Origin of the sequence: Paenibacillus chartarius (assembly GCF_042432825.1) — a bacterium.
Classification (GTDB): domain Bacteria; phylum Bacillota; class Bacilli; order Paenibacillales; family NBRC-103111; genus Gordoniibacillus; species Gordoniibacillus chartarius.
Map to the genome: position 1 here is coordinate 34,034 of NZ_JBHLWN010000004.1, position 16,356 is coordinate 50,389.

General features: G+C 48.8%; 19 protein-coding genes and 1 pseudogene. 10 read left to right on the plus strand and 10 right to left on the minus strand.

All coding sequences use genetic code 11. From position 1 onward, the window contains the following. The first annotated feature begins 12 nt into the window (after positions 1-12). From ACFFK0_RS00640 to rlmH, 5 genes are all read left to right on the plus strand, one after another. Positions 13-255: a hypothetical protein gene (locus ACFFK0_RS00640; protein WP_377467591.1), complete on the plus strand. Its 243-nt coding sequence runs from the start codon at positions 13-15 to the stop codon at positions 253-255. Beyond that, positions 212-616: a hypothetical protein gene (locus tag ACFFK0_RS00645; protein WP_377467593.1), complete on the plus strand. Its 405-nt coding sequence runs from the start codon at positions 212-214 to the stop codon at positions 614-616. The genes ACFFK0_RS00640 and ACFFK0_RS00645 overlap by 44 nt, the downstream gene beginning before the upstream one ends. Positions 617-776: 160 nt before the next feature. Beyond that, positions 777-2,081: a S1C family serine protease gene (locus ACFFK0_RS00650; RefSeq protein ID WP_377467595.1), complete on the plus strand. Its 1,305-nt coding sequence runs from the start codon at positions 777-779 to the stop codon at positions 2,079-2,081. Between the two features lie 422 nt (positions 2,082-2,503). Then, entirely contained in the window at positions 2,504-2,671 is a 168-nt protein-coding gene (locus ACFFK0_RS00655; RefSeq protein WP_377467597.1) for a CxxH/CxxC protein, read from the plus strand. Between the two features lie 469 nt (positions 2,672-3,140). Continuing rightward, entirely contained in the window at positions 3,141-3,620 is a 480-nt protein-coding gene (gene rlmH, locus ACFFK0_RS00660) for a 23S rRNA (pseudouridine(1915)-N(3))-methyltransferase RlmH (protein WP_377467599.1), read from the plus strand. A 642-nt stretch (positions 3,621-4,262) separates the two neighbouring features. Here the strand turns inward: rlmH and ACFFK0_RS00665 are convergent. After that, positions 4,263-5,297, minus strand: a pseudogene (locus tag ACFFK0_RS00665) (recombinase family protein); the annotation flags it as partial. A 2-nt stretch (positions 5,298-5,299) separates the two neighbouring features. Then, on the minus strand, positions 5,300-5,953 hold the full coding sequence (locus tag ACFFK0_RS00670; protein WP_377467601.1) for a helix-turn-helix transcriptional regulator: 654 nt from the start codon (positions 5,951-5,953) through the stop codon (positions 5,300-5,302). A 111-nt stretch (positions 5,954-6,064) separates the two neighbouring features. Here ACFFK0_RS00670 and ACFFK0_RS00675 point away from each other — a divergent pair, with 111 nt between their 5' ends. Beyond that, positions 6,065-6,208, plus strand: coding sequence for a hypothetical protein (locus tag ACFFK0_RS00675; protein WP_377467604.1), 144 nt, complete (start codon positions 6,065-6,067; stop codon positions 6,206-6,208). A gap of 95 nt (positions 6,209-6,303) precedes the next feature. Then, complete coding sequence (locus ACFFK0_RS00680; RefSeq protein ID WP_377467606.1) at positions 6,304-7,449, plus strand: hypothetical protein; 1,146 nt, start codon at positions 6,304-6,306, stop codon at positions 7,447-7,449. 404 nt (positions 7,450-7,853) lie between these two features. On the opposite strand, the gene ACFFK0_RS00685 is transcribed toward ACFFK0_RS00680, so the two are convergent. From ACFFK0_RS00685 to ACFFK0_RS00720, 8 genes are all read right to left on the minus strand, one after another. Then, complete coding sequence (locus ACFFK0_RS00685) at positions 7,854-8,561, minus strand: hypothetical protein (RefSeq protein WP_377467608.1); 708 nt, start codon at positions 8,559-8,561, stop codon at positions 7,854-7,856. Between the two features lie 34 nt (positions 8,562-8,595). After that, positions 8,596-8,856: a hypothetical protein gene (locus ACFFK0_RS00690; protein ID WP_377467610.1), complete on the minus strand. Its 261-nt coding sequence runs from the start codon at positions 8,854-8,856 to the stop codon at positions 8,596-8,598. A 104-nt stretch (positions 8,857-8,960) separates the two neighbouring features. Then, positions 8,961-9,566, minus strand: a complete 606-nt coding sequence (gene radC, locus ACFFK0_RS00695) for a RadC family protein (protein ID WP_124332268.1) — start codon at positions 9,564-9,566, stop codon at positions 8,961-8,963. 143 nt (positions 9,567-9,709) lie between these two features. After that, on the minus strand, positions 9,710-9,895 hold the full coding sequence (locus tag ACFFK0_RS00700; protein WP_377467612.1) for a hypothetical protein: 186 nt from the start codon (positions 9,893-9,895) through the stop codon (positions 9,710-9,712). Between the two features lie 60 nt (positions 9,896-9,955). After that, a complete protein-coding gene (locus tag ACFFK0_RS00705; protein ID WP_377467614.1) occupies positions 9,956-10,132 on the minus strand; it encodes a hypothetical protein in 177 nt (58 codons plus the stop codon). Positions 10,133-10,516: 384 nt separating this feature from the next. Next, entirely contained in the window at positions 10,517-11,011 is a 495-nt protein-coding gene (locus ACFFK0_RS00710; protein WP_377467616.1) for an antirestriction protein ArdA, read from the minus strand. 58 nt (positions 11,012-11,069) lie between these two features. Then, positions 11,070-11,324, minus strand: a complete 255-nt coding sequence (locus tag ACFFK0_RS00715; protein ID WP_377467618.1) for a hypothetical protein — start codon at positions 11,322-11,324, stop codon at positions 11,070-11,072. A gap of 252 nt (positions 11,325-11,576) precedes the next feature. Then, complete coding sequence (locus ACFFK0_RS00720) at positions 11,577-11,939, minus strand: helix-turn-helix domain-containing protein (RefSeq protein ID WP_377467620.1); 363 nt, start codon at positions 11,937-11,939, stop codon at positions 11,577-11,579. Between the two features lie 240 nt (positions 11,940-12,179). Here ACFFK0_RS00720 and ACFFK0_RS00725 point away from each other — a divergent pair, with 240 nt between their 5' ends. Genes ACFFK0_RS00725 through ACFFK0_RS00735 form a run of 3 tightly spaced genes read left to right on the plus strand, consistent with a single transcriptional unit; the run spans position 12,180 to position 15,812 of the window. Beyond that, complete coding sequence (locus tag ACFFK0_RS00725) at positions 12,180-13,904, plus strand: S-layer homology domain-containing protein (protein WP_377467623.1); 1,725 nt, start codon at positions 12,180-12,182, stop codon at positions 13,902-13,904. Between the two features lie 58 nt (positions 13,905-13,962). Next, positions 13,963-15,285 carry a hypothetical protein gene (locus tag ACFFK0_RS00730; protein ID WP_377467625.1) on the plus strand — a complete coding sequence of 441 codons (1,323 nt, stop codon included), beginning with the start codon at positions 13,963-13,965 and terminating at the stop codon, positions 15,283-15,285. Continuing rightward, positions 15,282-15,812 carry a hypothetical protein gene (locus ACFFK0_RS00735; RefSeq protein WP_377467627.1) on the plus strand — a complete coding sequence of 177 codons (531 nt, stop codon included), beginning with the start codon at positions 15,282-15,284 and terminating at the stop codon, positions 15,810-15,812. The genes ACFFK0_RS00730 and ACFFK0_RS00735 overlap by 4 nt, the downstream gene beginning before the upstream one ends. Positions 15,813-16,356 lie beyond the last annotated feature (544 nt).

Genomic DNA, 16,356 nt, shown 5'->3' on the forward strand with positions numbered 1-16,356 from the left:
GGATGCGGTACGATGGCGATGGAGCTAGGGAGTCTGCGTCCTTGGGCGCTCTTGTGTGCAGGACGGCGGGAGCGGGTGCCGGTGATTGGGGTATTGCCGGTTTTGAAGCGGATGCCGGCTTTGCTGCTGCCGGCGGTTCGGGTGTATCTTGGTGTGCGTGTATTGGAACGTGCGGGCTGGTTTGTCCGGCTGCTGCCGGTGCTGCTTCTGCTTGAGAATCGGACGGACTGGCTGCGCCGCCGGAAGTGTTGTTGAATTTGGCTTTGGTATTGGGCTGCTTGGTACGTGCGTCGGAGCTGGCTGCGGCTTGTGCGGCTGCGCGGACCGGTGCAGCTTGTCCGGCTTGTCCGGCAGCAGGCGCAGACGCGGATTGTCCAGCAGCACGGGCTGGGGAGGCGCCGGAGGCGTACATCGCGTCCAGGCGGGCGGCCTTGTCCCGAATTTCGTCACGGGTAATGAAGCCTTTCTCTATCAGGAGCTCCGTGACGGCGCTGAGCAGCAGCGAAGTTTGGTAGTGGTCGTCCTTCAGATCGGCGAGCTTGGCGATAAGGTGCAGTTCGTCGATGGGAGAGTGGATTCGGTTCTTCATTGGAGAATCTCCTTTTTTGTGAGATAATAGAGTTATAGCTTCGTTACTATTGTAGGCGGCAGGGTGTGAAAACATTCCTGTAACATATATTTATTTCCCCGGAGTGCGGAGGCTGCAGCCGCAGTTGCTGTTTCAGCTGTTGCGGCATAGACGCGCTGTGCGCTGGGAGCGGGGGAGGGAACCGGCGATGAGTTTGTTTGAGGACGATTTCTATTCAACGAAAGTAAGCCGTAAGGTTGTGGTTGAACGAGGTTCCCGACGATTCCGCGGTAGCCGGCGGTCCGCCGAGGGCTTTGCGCGGGGCTGGAGCAGCGGCTGGCTGGAGCTGGCCGGCAGGCCGGTTACGCTGGCGGTGTCGTCGGCGGTTGCCGGGGCTCTGGTTGTGATGTTTTTGTTTCTCGTGTTTGGCGGCGGCAGTTCAAGCGGGGGATTGGCTAGCGGCGGCGCCGGCACGGCTGGCGGCGGCAGTGCGGGTGGATCGGCATCAGGCATCCCCGGGGATGTGCATCAGACGGCGGGCGATTTGGTCGTTCGGGCGGCGGAGAAAGTACGGCCGACGATCGTTAGCGTCGTCAGTACGCGGAAGGACGAGAATGCTGCGGTCGAATTGAACGGTGTGGGGATCGGCTCGGGCGTTATTTTTCAGCGGAGCGGGGATAAGGTTCGGGTTCTGACCAACAATCACGTTGTGGACGGCGCCTCGTCCTTTGAGCTGGTCCTGGCGACCGGGGAGAAGCGTAAAGGGACGCTGATTGGCAAAGATTACATTACGGACCTTGCTGTGCTGGAGATGGATGGCGCGGGTATTAAGGCGGTTGCGGAATTCGGCGACTCGGAAGCGCTGCGTCTCGGCGAGGCGGTTATTGCACTAGGCAATCCGCTCGGATTAGGCTCGTCGCCGACGGTAACGTGGGGCATCGTCTCATCGCCGCGCCGGACCATTCCCGTGTCGCTCAGCGGCGACGGCGAGTACGACTGGCAGATGGACGTGATCCAGACGGATGCGGCCATCAACGAGGGCAACAGCGGCGGCGCTCTGGTGAACATGGAAGGCAAGGTCATCGGCATTAACACGATGAAGATCGCCGATATCGGCGTCGAAGGACTCGGGTTTGCGATTCCGATCAAGGACGTGCAGCCGATTGTCGACAGCCTGATCAAATATCACAAGGTGAAGCGCCCGCAGCTCGGCGTCAGGCTTGTCGACCTGGCTTCGTTCAAGGGCGGCGTGGAGAGTTTAAAGCTGCCGGAGGACGTCAAGACTGGAGTTATCGTGCTTGAAGCGTCAGGACCGGCTGCGGCTGCAGGCTTGAAAAGCCAGGACGTCATCGTCGAGCTGGACGGCAAGCCTGTCGGCAGCGCGTTCGAGCTTCGTAAATATTTGTACACAAGCAAGGGAATCGGGGATAAAATCACGATCAGCTACTATCGCGGCGGCAAGAAGAGCACCGCGACGGCGGTGCTGATCGAGACGCCGGATCCGGAGAAGTAACGAGTTAATGTGGTATGTGGCTCGTTGCGTCGGTGCTTGGGGCTTGGTTGGATGTTTGCTGGCGGTGGCTTAGAGGCTGCTAGTGGTTTGTTGCTAAGTCAGGCTGTTGGTGATTGCTGCTACTGACAGGCAGCCGGTGGTTGTGGCTGGCAATGGCTGGCGGCCGATGGTTGTGGAGTAAATAACGGTTTGTGAAGTGCTTATTTGTTGAGTTGAGCCGGTTCGCGGTGGAATAGCAGATTTTCAGGGTGTTATGATGGTGGATTGTGGGCGAAATCGGTGGGATTTCCGGTTTTGCTTCGAAATAGCTCCTTGAGAATCCGTTATTTTGCCGAAGTCTGGCGGTAACATTGAAATAAGACCTTCGTGGAACGCTAATCGATAACGTCATCGTTACTACAGAATAGGGGACACTCGCGCAGATGTTTGTCGTATGCAAAGAGCATGTAGAGATCGCGATCGACGAATTCGTCGACGAATATGAAGACGCACCGGACCTGGTCGACTTGACCGAGGTTCGGTTCACCGCTTGGGAGCCGCCGGCTTGCTGCCAATTTTGCTCGGAGTCGCCGCGGTTCTTGATTGTGTAAGATGTGATGGGGAGGCCGGTCGGGTTTGCTGCCTTGGGAGTTGGAGGCGGCGGGTCCGGTGGGCCTTCTTTTGTGTGTTTGGGGCGTGGTGAAGTGTACCCTAATCCTTCAATGTTCCCTTTCTCCAAGTGCCAGCGGTATTACCTGCGCATCTGCTATCCCTGCGTCAGGACTCGATGCCTACAGGGCAGTATTTAGCGCCGGAACATTGGGAATAGCAAAATAAAGGTACACTGTAGCAGTTGCGCAGTTGCAGGGGTATGGCATCAGGAGTGCTAAGGCAAGGACAAGAGGATGAGACTAGCTTAATGGCGCGGTACATACGGTATCGGGGCGATTGAGCCGTGTGCCAGCACCGCGCGCCGGGAGTCCCGCGCGGCTTTGGTACGGTAGCAGTAGCATTAGGGCATGGGTATGAAGGAATGCCAAACAGCTGCGGAATGGTTACATAAGAGAGGGGATATCATAGATGCAAATTCAAATCGTATCGGTAGGCAAGCTCAAGGAGAAATACTTGGTCGACGGTATAGCGGAATATGCGAAGCGGCTTGCACCGTACGCGAGGCTGCAGCTAGTCGAGGTGCCGGACGAGAAGGCACCGGAGACGATGAGCTTGGCCGAGGCGGAGCAGGTCAAGCATCGCGAGGGCGAGCGCATATTGGCGGCGCTGCGCCCGGACACGTACGTCGTGGCCATGGCCATCGACGGGGAGCTGTGGTCGAGCGAGCAGCTCGCACGCTCGCTCGACCAGCTGGCCACCTATGGGCGGAGCCAGGTGGCCTTCGTCATCGGGGGCTCGCTGGGCCTCAGCGAGCCCGTGCTGCGCCGCGCCGACCAGCGGTTCTCGCTGGGGCGGCTGACCCTGCCGCACCAGCTGGCGCGGCTGGTGCTGGTGGAGCAGGTGTACCGGGCGTTTAAGATTAATCGGGGTGAACCGTATCATCGCTAAAGGTAAAATAGAAAGGGACTTCATCAAGTCCCCGAGTTTTTCTTCTGTAATTTTATTCAGGCTATCCAGCACAGTTGGTTCCAACGGAGTAATGAAATCGCTTTGTTGTGTCAACGCGAGGCGAGAAAGTAAAAATGCTGAATCCTTTTGCAATGCGTTGATGGTAAAATCAAAATGGAGGTTGATCTTGGTGATTTGCCGACCGACCCTTTTGGGGGATTCTTTGGTGATATGGATGCTTTCGACCATCGTTTGTAACAATACTTTTTGTTCATCTTCATCTGCTTGAAGTAATGCCTTCTGAATCAAATTTAGTAAGTTATGCAGAGAATCGAAGTCAATCGGTTTGTTCATTTGTCCGTCCAGTTCAGCTTCAATGGCCTCCAGACGCTTTTGAAGCTGTTCTTGTCTGGCATGCGTCTCCTTTAGATCATCTTTGAAAATTAAAGCCAACTCAGGGTCACTCAATATGTTGTCTTTGATTTTTTGCAGTTTCTTACTGTTGTTGCTCAATTCAGCGACAAGGGCTTTCTTTTCCGCTAATATCGGTGCGTCAGCACTTGAACGAATGACATTAATTTTATCAACCAGTTTTCGCAGGATGTCTGGCCGCGATGCCACTTTGACTAGCTCCTGAAATAATTGTGCCTCGGCAACATCGGCTCGTATCATATTTGAGCGGCAAACCGTTTTTCCCTTGTTATGAAACTGTTGGCACTGATAGTATCGGTATGATTTTCCCCCACCTCCTTTGGAGCGGGCTGGAACCATTCCATAACCGCAAACAGGGCATTTGAGCAGACCGCTAAGAATGTATGGCTGGTGGGAGCGGGAAGGCTTGTAAGAACGCTGTCCGAGCTTCTGATGAACGCTTTCCCATAGCTCATGAGTGATTATCGGTTCATGCGTTCCATCAACAAGCAAGTAGTCGGGATTTTTTCCTTTACGACGTTTCTCCGACCAGTTTTCAAGCTGTTTATACCGTATCTTTCCGATGTAGACGGGATTGTTAAGGATCGTTTTGATACCGCAGACATTAAATGGTTTATCCTTTTTGGAACGGTAGCCCGCTTCGTTTAGACGACGGGTTATTGCTTTGAAGCCAAGGCCCTGATTGGCATAATCAAAGATTTTACGGACAATGACGGCTTCATATTCATTGATAACAAGTTCTTTGTCAATGTTATCGTACCCTAGCACCCTGCCTCCGTTAAACTTACCCTCTTTTGCTCTTTGCTCCATTCCCAGCTTTACTCGCTCAACGATGTTATTGCGTTCAAGCTCGGCAAATGAACAGATCATCTGGAATGCCGTTCTTCCGAAAGCTGTTGTTGTATCAAACTTTTCATTAAGACTAATGAGATTGACGTTGTTTCTCTCAAGTGTTTCGCTGATTTCCAAAGCATCCTTTAATTTGCGGGCAAGCCGGTCGATTTTATAAACGATGACGACTCCAAACTTCTTCAGATTGGCATCTTTCAGGAGGCGTTTCATCTGAGGACGGCCTGCAATGCTTTTGCCGCTTGCACCCTCATCTACATATTCATCGACAATTTCGAGGCCGTTTTGCTCCGCATACCTCCTGATTTCAGCGATTTGGGCGGCGATGCTATAACCCTCTTTGGCTTGTTCCTCCGTACTCACACGGGCATACAGGGCGGCTTTTAATCGGGTCATTTTTAATCTTCTCCTTTGTTCTCATATTTTTTGATCAAGACATCCTGATGCTCATTCCAAGCTGAACGCGGAAAAACAGGAAATGCTTTGGGATACTTGTCCATCTCATTGAACAGGGTTGCGGCCTTTACCATCGGGTGCGGTTGTTGAAACAATTCATCGGGATTTTTACATGATTCGTACTCGCCAATGATTCTGCCTAGCGTTGTGATAAACTCCTCCTTATCAAGTGGGCGGGAGGATTGGAAGTCATGAATAAACCGCATCATCCCGTCCGTGAAAAGTTGATACACGATTGAACCGAAGTATGACAATGGAACTTCATCAGTAAAGGTTGATGAGGATTCGGTCGGCTCTCCGATGGGGATCAAACGTACTTCCCCTTGATAAAATTCATCTGTTAAGGCTTCGAACGGGATTCCTAAATCCTGAGTGATTTTGTAAATGAGTTGATAAGCGGGTTTCTTGGAATCACCGCGTTCAATGGAGATGATGGTTTGGTGGCTGACACCAACACGCTCACTCATTGCTGTGGTCGTAAAGGACTTGCTGGAGTGAAGTTTTCCAACCTCTTTCCGAAAAAACTTCAATCGTTCCCCAAGCTCAGACGTTCTCAAGTATTCAAATTCATTCGGCGTTATCGTTCGTCGTGGCATGTGCAGTCACCCTTTCTGTTTAATCAGGTTTACAGTGATTATAAAACCTGCTAAGATAAAATGCAAATATATAAATATTAAAACTTATATATAAGTATTCGGGAGGTTACTATGGACATCATTCGTGAAATCGGCGTTGATTTGCAAGAACTTGATGATGCTTTAGAGATCGTAAAGGATAAGAAAGAAAAGGAAAATCAATTTATTGAGATGCTTGCTCTAACACTCAATAAACTCTTATCTGAGAAAGATTAGTATAACTATAACTATCCCCGAAGTGAGACAACAAAAGTGGGACGAGCCTTAGAGCCGCAAGGGTTTGAGGCTCTTAAATACATGGAGGTATTACAATGTTTAAGAGGTTCGACACTAAGGCCGTCACTTCCGCATTGGAAGCAGACTTTCGTTTTAAGAGTATAATGCGAAGAATCAAGGAAAACGGCTCACTCCTGTGTCCCTACGACGGTATCAGCATCTGCTTTGATGGCCCGCCGTCATCGTACTTTCTGCGGATTGTAATGCCCGCCGTTCGCAATGATCGTCATATCATAGGCAAGCGACGGGTCTACAAATACTTGCTAAAACACCCGCTGTTTATTGTCCGTTGGGAGCCGCTTACCATGTTTGGCCCGGCACCTTACACGAGCATTAAAATAAATCCTGACCGCAACAACATCACTCCTTCCCAGCTATTGGACTTAATCAAGTTCATCATGGGCGACTACTTTACTGCATCCGTCTCAATGTTTGATGAGAAAGTGGACATTGAAGACTACACTCCAATGTCAGTTGCAGAGCGTTTGTATGTTGCCCATAAGCGGAATATCGTAGACTACAAACAGAAGCGGCAGACATACTACATTGGCTCACGCAAAGGAATGCAGGTAAAAGTGTACGACAAGGCCAAGCTACTAAAGCTCAAAAACAAAAAACTCACTCGAATCGAGCGTACAGTAAAATACAGCAGATTATTTCGGCCAACCATTACGTATTTTTTGCTAAGCCCCCGTACCGACATGTTTGATGGTGTTGTGATGGTTGACATCAATAAGCTAGACGGTCGCTTGAAAATCATGAAGTTGCTTAAGCAGAAAGGCATTTTCATGGCGGCATACAAAAAGCTTTCACCTTCGGAACGAACAGCATTGAAACGACATCATGCGTTTATCCATCCACGTATCAATCTTCGTAAGTTGGCATCAGACGATTTGGAGCAATGGTTGCGTTCATCTCCGAATTTGCCCATAAAGATTGCTATTGAGACTTGCTACAAGCATCATCTGCACCAACTCCTATCAATGACGCCGGTCAGCAATGGAAGCAAATACAAATTGCAACCCCAAGTTTACAACGGCATTAGACAATGGGGAGAGAGTCGTGCGATTAGGATTCTTAGAAATAGCTTGCATGTATCTTTTCCGTCACCTGCAACAAATTTTTATGGATTACAGTCCGATGTGGTTGATGCTATGGAATTAATAGCACTAATACGGTGACTTAAACGCACACAAGTAAGCCAGTCAAGATCGGCGTAAGCCGCCGGAGGGAAATCTTGACGGGCGGTGCCTCCGCACTCACGCTCTTGTATTGCCCGCCAACTTGTTTGGCGGGTTCGCCACGCGGCAGGCGAAACACGGGGTGCAGGGGGAGTGCTCCCTGCGTTTCCCCGGGATCGGGGACGGAAGGGGCGATCTTTTTGCTTTGAGAATCACCGTTTTCCGTAAGACTCACATATCGTTTAGCGTATGGCAGGGGGCGGCGAGCGAGCCGCCCGACTTCCCTCTGTCAGCATTGTCTTTTCGGCTTCTTGCAAAATTAGTTGTACTCAAATAGAATTTCTGTCCCAAGCCCTGTTGCTTGCAATATATCGGGAGGCAAAGCGACCAGATATGAGCCTTCCTCAACGTTGCGGCAACCTTATAAGCATAGAAGGGCAGTGTAACCAAAGACCGCGATGAATCCATCGGCGGCGGCTCGCTGAGATGCAAAGCTCCGTGTCTGTCGCTGTGACTCGCATCGTCCACTCGCTGGCAGTTAGAATAAAGTCTGGCGGGAACAGCAACCCTTTCTCACTCGCTACGAGGACGATATAGGCGTTATCACTAGCCGATTGACTCTTTACACTTTGCGGCACGGTAAACCCATCTACGGTCGATTTTACGCTCTTTAATGCAATACCGATCATCTCCGGCAATCTGCCGATCAGCTTCATCAGAGAACGGTAAGGCATCCGCAATACATCCGCATTGATTAAAAGCATCCTTCGGACACGGTCGATCATCAAGCTGGTGGTTGAACCGAATGATTGAAAGAATTGCACACGCCATCCGCCGCACAGTTTTTCAATGAACCGTTGAAAGAACTTAAACTTGCGTTGTCCGCCGCCATCTGCAATAGCATCAGACAGCAAGGTAATCTCGAATCGTTCGTCGGTAACTTCGTAGACGCATTCTATCGTTTGCATCACTTTTGCTGATACATTCCGGCGTGAATCTTCACGAATGCGTACGACAATGATAATCTGCGGTTGAATCCTGACGATAACGCTATCTGCTTCTGCCCGTTGCACCATCGTCAGTAAAAACTGCTGTTCGTCATTTTTGTTCATGTAGATCGTCCTCCAATGTGTGATTTGATGATGCTTAATGAAATGGATGAAGCCCATCGATAAACCGGGCGAGAATCGCTTTTTGTAGTTGGAGGCGACAATACCTCTGCATCACGTCGGCCTGAATCTCCGCCAACACTTGAATCAAAATGCGGGCCTCATGGTCATCATGCTCGCCGCGATATACATCAACCAGCAGTTTATCAATCAGCCGTCCGCACGAATCCATGCGATGATGCAGATCATCGGCGGCGACCACCAAACTCTCGTACTCTTCCAACCATTGTTTACGCATATCTGTTGCCTCACTTTCATTGTGAAATGAAAACAGCGGCCCGCCGATAAGAGCGAACCGCTGTTGATAATGCGGATGATGAAAAATGACGATGAATTGTTTCGTTACAGAAGGCCGCGTTCCTTAAGACTTGTATAATCTGAACCGCTGACAATGACGTGATCCAGAAGTTCGATACCGATGATTTCACCAGCTTCAGCAAGTCGTTTGGTTAGCTGAATATCTTCTGGGCTAGGAAGCGTACATATTTGAGAAGGGTGATTATGCGAAACGATGATGGAACATGCAGAACGGCGAATGGCCGCTTTATAGACCTCTCTAGGATGGACAATTGCACTATTCAAGCTTCCAATGCTGATCGTCTCTTTTCCAATGATGTGATTCTTAGTCGAAAGAAAGATCACGATGAAGTGTTCTTTCTGCTCATAACCGATTTCCCAACGGAGGTACTCGAAAACATCCCGAGGACTGCGAATGATTGTCGGCTCTGTTTTCGGTACATTCATCATCTTAGCAAGTTGGATGGCGGCAACGATCTGCTTCGCTTTCACTTTACCGATACCACGAATGCTCAACAATTCTTGCTCGGTTACGTCCAGTAGTTGTTGCGGAGAATTAAAATGAGAAACGATTTTTTCTACCAGATAGCTGTTGGCGGATTCACGAAGCGTCTCAGCAAGAAGAGATTTGAATGTATGGTTAATGTTCATGTGTTTAACCTCCATAAAATGCAAAAGGAGAAGCCGCGGCGGCCTCTCCCATTGCGTGATGTAATTAAATCCGCTAAGATTAGTACAGGTCATTTTTCTTTGTCGCTCCGTTATAGACGGGCGGCTTTTTCTTTGTCGCTCCGTTATAGACGGGCGGCTTTTTCTTTGCCCTCGATCTCTTCGATCTCCAGTTCAATAAGCACCAATTTCGTCAGCACGCGGGCGTATTGAAATCCTTCCTCGGTATGCATCGGGGCATCTTTGTCCAGCGTGCGTTTCACCGACATCCAGAATTGTTTTTGCTTCTGAAGTGTTTGCAGACGATTCATGCGTATCACCTCCTTCCCAAGTAATAAAAAATCCGTCCATCGTTGCCCATCAAAGCAACATCAGACGGATGCTTCGTACTTCACGCGGTACATGATCAAGACTTCAACTTGCCCGTTCTTCAGGGCAACGACAGCGTATTTGTCACTGTCGATCTGCACGCTGTATACAAAGCCCTTCAGTTCACAGTAGCCGAGATATTCCTTCTGGCTGTTGCGTTTGAACGCCTGATAATCCATCTTCGTTTCACCTCCTTGCCTTAATCTGGAACCGGCGATCACTTTGCACCTGCATGTTTCCGGTGAGACTGGAGTTGACGGCTGAAATACTTTTCAAAGTATCGCCGCATGTAATAGGCCGCTGTCTCATCGTCCAGTTCCCAACAGCGTCTGAACCATGCGTACAGCAAAGTGCCCGCGATTCGCACACTGCCGTTGGCGACCAGTTGCTTCAATAAAGTCTGTAATTCCTCTGGCAATCCCCTGCGTACAACCATTTGCGTTCACCTCCCTTCCATGTTCCGGCACTCTCACTACCGGCTTTTCACTGTCAAATCCCCACGACAAATAACCCGCTTTGATACAAGCAGGCAAATCAAAGATATTGAGTTAAATGTCAGGCTGTTAGGACTGCAACCGCACGGCAATCCGCAACTGACGGCTCAAATACCATCCGTCATGCTGTAAATCCCGGGCGATCTTGCCGTAGTCCAGATATGGCATCAGCGACGGCGGCACATGGCCGAACAGTCCTTCCTCCGCCATCTGCTCCGCAACGTCGGTCAAATCATCGATGTCGTAGTAAACGATGAACTCCCCGGCCTGCAAGGCCTGAATCACCTCGTCACGATTGCCTAGAAATTCACACAGTGCCGCGACCAGCCTGTCGTCGTAACGGTTTAATATCTCCATGTCATCATTTATGGCAAACACATCCTCATATTCGCCAATGGCAAAGGGAGATTCATAATCATGAATCGCGTATTCTTCGTCTTTGCCAAGCACATCCCGGATGCATTGCTCCAGTTCATGCCGTTCCATCGGCAATGTGACCCAACGGCCAACTAACTTACCCTCGTTGTACTTCGCCAGATTGGCGATATACACGTTGATCAACATTCTGCATCTTCCTTTCTTATTGTTTTTTCAACATAAAGCCATCAATTTCAGTTAGTGTTCAGCGGCGGGACAAAAGCTTGTCGTACTTCACATAGCACTCACTGCATACCACTCTGGATTCGGGCACGGAATAAACAAATGCATCAACAAAGATGTCCTCGCCCTCCTGCACATCCAAAACCTTTCCGCAGTCATCACAATTCACTTTGCGGCTGTCATATGATTGGGCATTGATTGGACTTCGCTGATCGCCCTCGTTAAGGCTTTTTCCCAAAACGGCAATTCTGATTAGCGATAATCGCTTCCGAAACATGGTAGCACCTCCTTTCTTTGTGATTTGGCAAGCCTCTCACCTTGCCGCTGTGTCCTCGCTGTCAAAACGGTTTTTATTGCCTGAAAAACAAAAAAGGACTGCTATCTGCCAAATGAGCAGACAACAGTCCTATGCAACCGGGTAGGGCATGAAACGGAAGGCCACCCCCTTGTCATAAAAGCAGGGTGGTGCCTCCGGAAAATGTATATATTTTCGCCTATATAGGGCCGATCTTGCCGCCGCTACTAACCGTCAACGCTTCTTTCGATCCATCGTGTTCAGGAATTCGCGGGTCACTTTGATTACAAAATCCACTTCATCTTCATGACGCTGGCTGAGCATCGCATTCAATTCCTCAATCTTTGTGTGGATCTCGTCACTGCCATAATGAATCGGCAACTTTTCAATATCCTCAAACAGTTGAACAGGCTTAACACCTAGTGCACTGATGATTTTTCCCAAAGATTCCAGCGATATATTACGGGTACCCCGTTCTACGTCGCTAATATAGCTGAAGCTTAGACCGGATCGCTCCGCCAGCCGCTCTTGCGTCATGCCTTTGAGCTTCCGTATCTTGCGAATTTGATCGCCAACAATATGGATGAACTCTGCCATGCCATCACCTCTACCTCAGATTAGTAGAGTGAGGCCAAGACTTTTATCCTATGATAGTGATACTAATAATCTTAACTTATAAGGGTAATTTGTTATATAATAGGCCTGTCTGGCTTTTGCCAAGATTCTACAATTTGCATCGGCGAGAGGGAGGGCATCACCAACAAAATATTTAGTGAAAATCTTGTTTTCGTCCAAGGCCACCTATTTCAATGACAACCAACAGGAGGAGAAGAGCCTATGTCAGTGAAAAAAATTACTTCTTTATTCATCACAGCATTAATATTGTTCAGTATGTTCGGAACGGCATCGGCGGCATTGCCTGGGTACGGCGAAGAATTGCAGAATGCACCATCCAGTACATCGACCGTTACCTTTACAGACGTACCGACTACGCATTGGGCGAGCAAATACATATCGGAAATGGCATCCCGGAAAGTCCTCGAAGGTTACCCGGATGGCAAGTTCAGACCGGAAAATCAGGTATCCAGAGCGGAATTTGCCACAATTATTGTTAAAGCATCGGGATTACAGGCGAAGAAAGTAAACTATTCTTCGTTTTCGGATGTCAAAACGACGGATTGGTACTCTCCATTTATTGAGGCTGTTAAAGATTATATGACGGGTTATCGTACCGCCGACGGGAGCTACATTTTCAACCCGACAGCCCCGGCATTACGTGAAGATATCACGGTCGCACTTGTAAAACTCAAGGGCTACGACGTTTCCCGCCTTGCGAACCGGAGTATTATTGAGGCCATGTTCAAAGACTATGCAGGTATTTCCGAAGCCGCCAAGGATTACGTTGCTGTTGCTGTTGAAAATGGGCTCGTATCCGGTTATCAGGACGAAACATTCCGTCCGCAGGCTTCGATAACCCGTGCTGAGGCAGCTACACTGCTCTGGCGGGCTTATCAGTTTGGAAATGACAATAAAGGCGTGGGCGGCGGCGAACCATCAACTACTACAACCCCTGTACCGCCGGTGACGCAACCGACTTCACCGACAACGCAACAACCACCCCTGCCGGTGAAGTTTAGCGTGGATACCTTGGTGGGCGGACTCGGGAAAGGCCAAATCGATGGGCCAGTCAGACAAGCAAAAATTTCCGAAGTTCAAAGTATGGTTATCGATAAGGATAACAACATTTTCTTTCTTGATGGGGACGACAGAAACTTTTTGAAAATACGCAAATTCAACAATGCCAATGGTACGGTGGAAACAAAGACCATTGACCGGACATTCGATTGGGATTATGCCGCCGATGATAAAACAGTAACGCATCTGGATTACAGCAAGTTCAAACCGCAAAAGCTGGCATACAACGGAGCCAGCAATAAAGTTTATTTGGGTGGTACTAACAATATCGACATCATCTACGAACTGTCTCCCGTTGTTCAAGTAGCCACATATAGCAGTGATAGCAATGGCAAGTTTGACTTTATCGGGTTTGATAATCATCAATCGTTGACGTTCGGCGTGAGCTATTATGGCAATGGCAGCACAAAGATATTTCAGGGAGAGAAAGGTGGACAAGCTTCCTCTTTAGCGAATAGCAAAGAATCGACAGGCGTTGATCTCTTGCCTCGTTCCATAGATGACCTGTATCGAACCATGTCAGATGCGATCATTGCAGAACAGGCAATCTATACAATGAACACCTATAACAAATCCCTCTCAAAGGTTCAGCTTTATCCTCGTAAAGTCGAAACCATTGCGACTTTCAACAATATCGAGTTTGACTGTCTGGTCGCACATGAAGGCAAATTCTATGTAGCCAGCGGAACTACTATTTATGAAATCGGACTGGACGGCAGCCGCTCGGTTTACGTAGACGGAAAAGACCTGACGTACAACGACGGGAACCCGATCAACAAAATCAGTCAATTGGGTTTTGACAAATTCGGAAACGTAATTGTCTACGACGACGACAACAAGGCAATCCGCCGAATTAATCTCGTGTGACAGCAGGGAGCCGCGTGCTCCCTTCCCCTTTTCATACGATGCAAGAGGAGGGAACTACTTGAGTAACAGCTATTATTGCAAGAAGTGCCGAGCTGACCACGAAATAATGAGCCAAGTTGGCGTCCGGCATCTTCATCATACCCTTTCCGAAAAAGATGTCGCCAACTTCGTTAATTTAGCTACAACCGTACCGACTTACGAGGTAATCAGTAATGGTATTCCGGGGGTATTTGAAGGGACTGATGCGTTTGTCCGTGAAGTTACAATCGCACAGACGCTTCAGCAGAAGTTTCCGAATGTCGATGCTTTCAAGACGGATGAAGGCTTGAAGGAATGGTTGACGGAGCAGTTGCAGGGAAGCAACAACGCCGCCGCCAATGCACTGAGCCGCATTCAGGGTGACGCGGCGGGCGAAGTAGATTTCATCCGCGAAATGCAGGGCAATCTCCGCAATCTCTTCACGAAAATCGATTTCCCGCGTAATGCGGACGGCAGGATTGTCAGCAATAATCCCGGCATTGATGCTATTGAGATTAACCGTTTCACCGGAGATATTGTAAGGGAATATCAAGTCAAGACACTCCGTTCCGCAGACAGCATCAACGAGACGCTAAAGGATTTTCTGAACAACGATCACTACAAGCCTACAACCGTGCTTGTCGGGCCGCAGGAATTGATAGATCGTGCCCACGAAATGGGTATCCCGAATCCGACAAAGGCAATGGGGACGCTTCAAGACAATATGGATTCCGCACATGAATTAAGCAACAAGATCATGCATGGGCAACTTGCAGTCGGCATGACACCAGTTTCCGTGGCAGGGGAAATGTTGAGCGGTGCGGTAATCGGAGCAGTCGTCTCAGTCACCGTCTCTGGCCTCATTACTTATATGCAATACAAGTCCGGAAAGATTACCTTTGACCAGATGAAAACGAAAATTGCAAAAGATAGTTTGAAAGGAGCAATCACCGGAGGGGCACTGGCTGGCTTATCACTGTTCATTCCGGGCGGCATCATTGGCGTTGGCGTCGGTTTCGTTGTCGGCACAACGCTTCGCCGGTTGCTGGATGAAGCTTATGGCGATGGCATGTTTGGCGGTGTTCTGGAGACGACCAAGGCCGTGCATGCTAACGTGAAGCTGTTAAACAGCGGTACGGTTTACATAGCACAACTTACGGAGATGAACGGGCAGACTTTGGCAAGGGCCGTTTCAACGGTGGATGACATGATTGCCGACCGCATTCAGGCCGACAATATCTATACCAAACTGGAGCGGGTTACCGACAACGGCTTGCGGATTAATTACAGTAGAGACGCAGACAGTATTTTATCCCGACTGGATATGTTGCGAGACCGAATGCAGGGTGGGAATAACGTATGACTCAAACAGACGTAAATACAGTAAATCTTCCGAGTAAACGGCAAGTAGACGAAGCGATTAGAGAAAATCCCCGGCTTGTCGATCAAAATCAGGTAAAGGCTATTGTACAACAATCCCTTTCTCAGCTTTCATCCATTGAGCACCGACTGGATCGGCTCGAAAATCAGGGAGTGATCGGGCGTGTCATTGGCTCTATAACCGGTTCCACGAACAAAGAAATGATTTCTCTTATGAGAGACTTGACACAGGCCCAGCAGACGACGATCAAGCTTGTCCTTACGTTGGCAATCTACCACGCCCAAAACGTAACCGTCATGGATGAAATCTTGGGCGAGTTGGACAAGGCTAAGGGCGTACATACCCGGACAGCATCACACATCGAATTCCTCTATGATCAAGTGCAGATGATTCGAGACACGCATCGACCGAAGAATAAGCAGTTGGCCGGAAGGCTGGTTATGTTGGCCGCAGGATTTCTCGCAGCGGTGTCCGTGATGACATATCTGTTTTGGAACCAATTCCATTAAGTTGTCCCGTTTGATCAAAAAGCCAAGGAGATGAAAACGTGTTTTGCCAAATTGCGGACACAAGTATCGCGAAGATGAAAACTTCTGTGCTCAATATGTGGAAAACCTGTAAACAAACTATCGTCAACAATAAATATCTTCTACAATTCGCCAAAGAATCTGGATTAACGGAGATAGTTGATTTGTTAGAGAATGCTGGAGCAAAAGAGAGCATACGAGGTTAGATAATACGATAAATATGGCTGGGTTTTACATTACGGGCTGAACTTGATGGTTCGGCTTTTTCTGTGTTATGTTACAATTTATCAATATTGACGATATATAAAATATTGATCACCCGACATTAACCATTCTCAGATTGGAATCTCGGCGTATGACTAATATCTATAAGGATTTCAGCCAATGTTAAGTGGTACTGAGCCAGAAAATTGCGATTTTGGTAAACCTACTCCCAATCCAAGTTACATAATCTATGTCTGAAATATGAGCATTTTGCATAAACCAGAGCCCTTGCTAGACAAAGGTTTTTGAACATAAAAAAGGG

Excerpts from the sequence above, each read along its gene's own strand:
- ACFFK0_RS00640 (WP_377467591.1), top strand. The coding sequence starts at position 13 with ATGGCGATGGAGCTAGGGAGTCTGCGTCCTTGGGCGCTCTTGTGTGCA.
- ACFFK0_RS00650 (WP_377467595.1), top strand. The coding sequence starts at position 777 with ATGAGTTTGTTTGAGGACGATTTCTATTCAACGAAAGTAAGCCGTAAG.
- ACFFK0_RS00655 (WP_377467597.1), top strand. The coding sequence starts at position 2,504 with ATGTTTGTCGTATGCAAAGAGCATGTAGAGATCGCGATCGACGAATTC.
- rlmH (WP_377467599.1), top strand. The coding sequence starts at position 3,141 with ATGCAAATTCAAATCGTATCGGTAGGCAAGCTCAAGGAGAAATACTTG.
- ACFFK0_RS00670 (WP_377467601.1), bottom strand. The coding sequence starts at position 5,953 with ATGCCACGACGAACGATAACGCCGAATGAATTTGAATACTTGAGAACG.
- ACFFK0_RS00675 (WP_377467604.1), top strand. The coding sequence starts at position 6,065 with ATGGACATCATTCGTGAAATCGGCGTTGATTTGCAAGAACTTGATGAT.
- ACFFK0_RS00680 (WP_377467606.1), top strand. The coding sequence starts at position 6,304 with ATGTTTAAGAGGTTCGACACTAAGGCCGTCACTTCCGCATTGGAAGCA.
- ACFFK0_RS00685 (WP_377467608.1), bottom strand. The coding sequence starts at position 8,561 with ATGAACAAAAATGACGAACAGCAGTTTTTACTGACGATGGTGCAACGG.
- ACFFK0_RS00690 (WP_377467610.1), bottom strand. The coding sequence starts at position 8,856 with ATGCGTAAACAATGGTTGGAAGAGTACGAGAGTTTGGTGGTCGCCGCC.
- radC (WP_124332268.1), bottom strand. The coding sequence starts at position 9,566 with ATGAACATTAACCATACATTCAAATCTCTTCTTGCTGAGACGCTTCGT.
- ACFFK0_RS00700 (WP_377467612.1), bottom strand. The coding sequence starts at position 9,895 with ATGAATCGTCTGCAAACACTTCAGAAGCAAAAACAATTCTGGATGTCG.
- ACFFK0_RS00705 (WP_377467614.1), bottom strand. The coding sequence starts at position 10,132 with ATGGATTATCAGGCGTTCAAACGCAACAGCCAGAAGGAATATCTCGGC.
- ACFFK0_RS00710 (WP_377467616.1), bottom strand. The coding sequence starts at position 11,011 with ATGTTGATCAACGTGTATATCGCCAATCTGGCGAAGTACAACGAGGGT.
- ACFFK0_RS00715 (WP_377467618.1), bottom strand. The coding sequence starts at position 11,324 with ATGTTTCGGAAGCGATTATCGCTAATCAGAATTGCCGTTTTGGGAAAA.
- ACFFK0_RS00720 (WP_377467620.1), bottom strand. The coding sequence starts at position 11,939 with ATGGCAGAGTTCATCCATATTGTTGGCGATCAAATTCGCAAGATACGG.
- ACFFK0_RS00725 (WP_377467623.1), top strand. The coding sequence starts at position 12,180 with ATGTCAGTGAAAAAAATTACTTCTTTATTCATCACAGCATTAATATTG.
- ACFFK0_RS00735 (WP_377467627.1), top strand. The coding sequence starts at position 15,282 with ATGACTCAAACAGACGTAAATACAGTAAATCTTCCGAGTAAACGGCAA.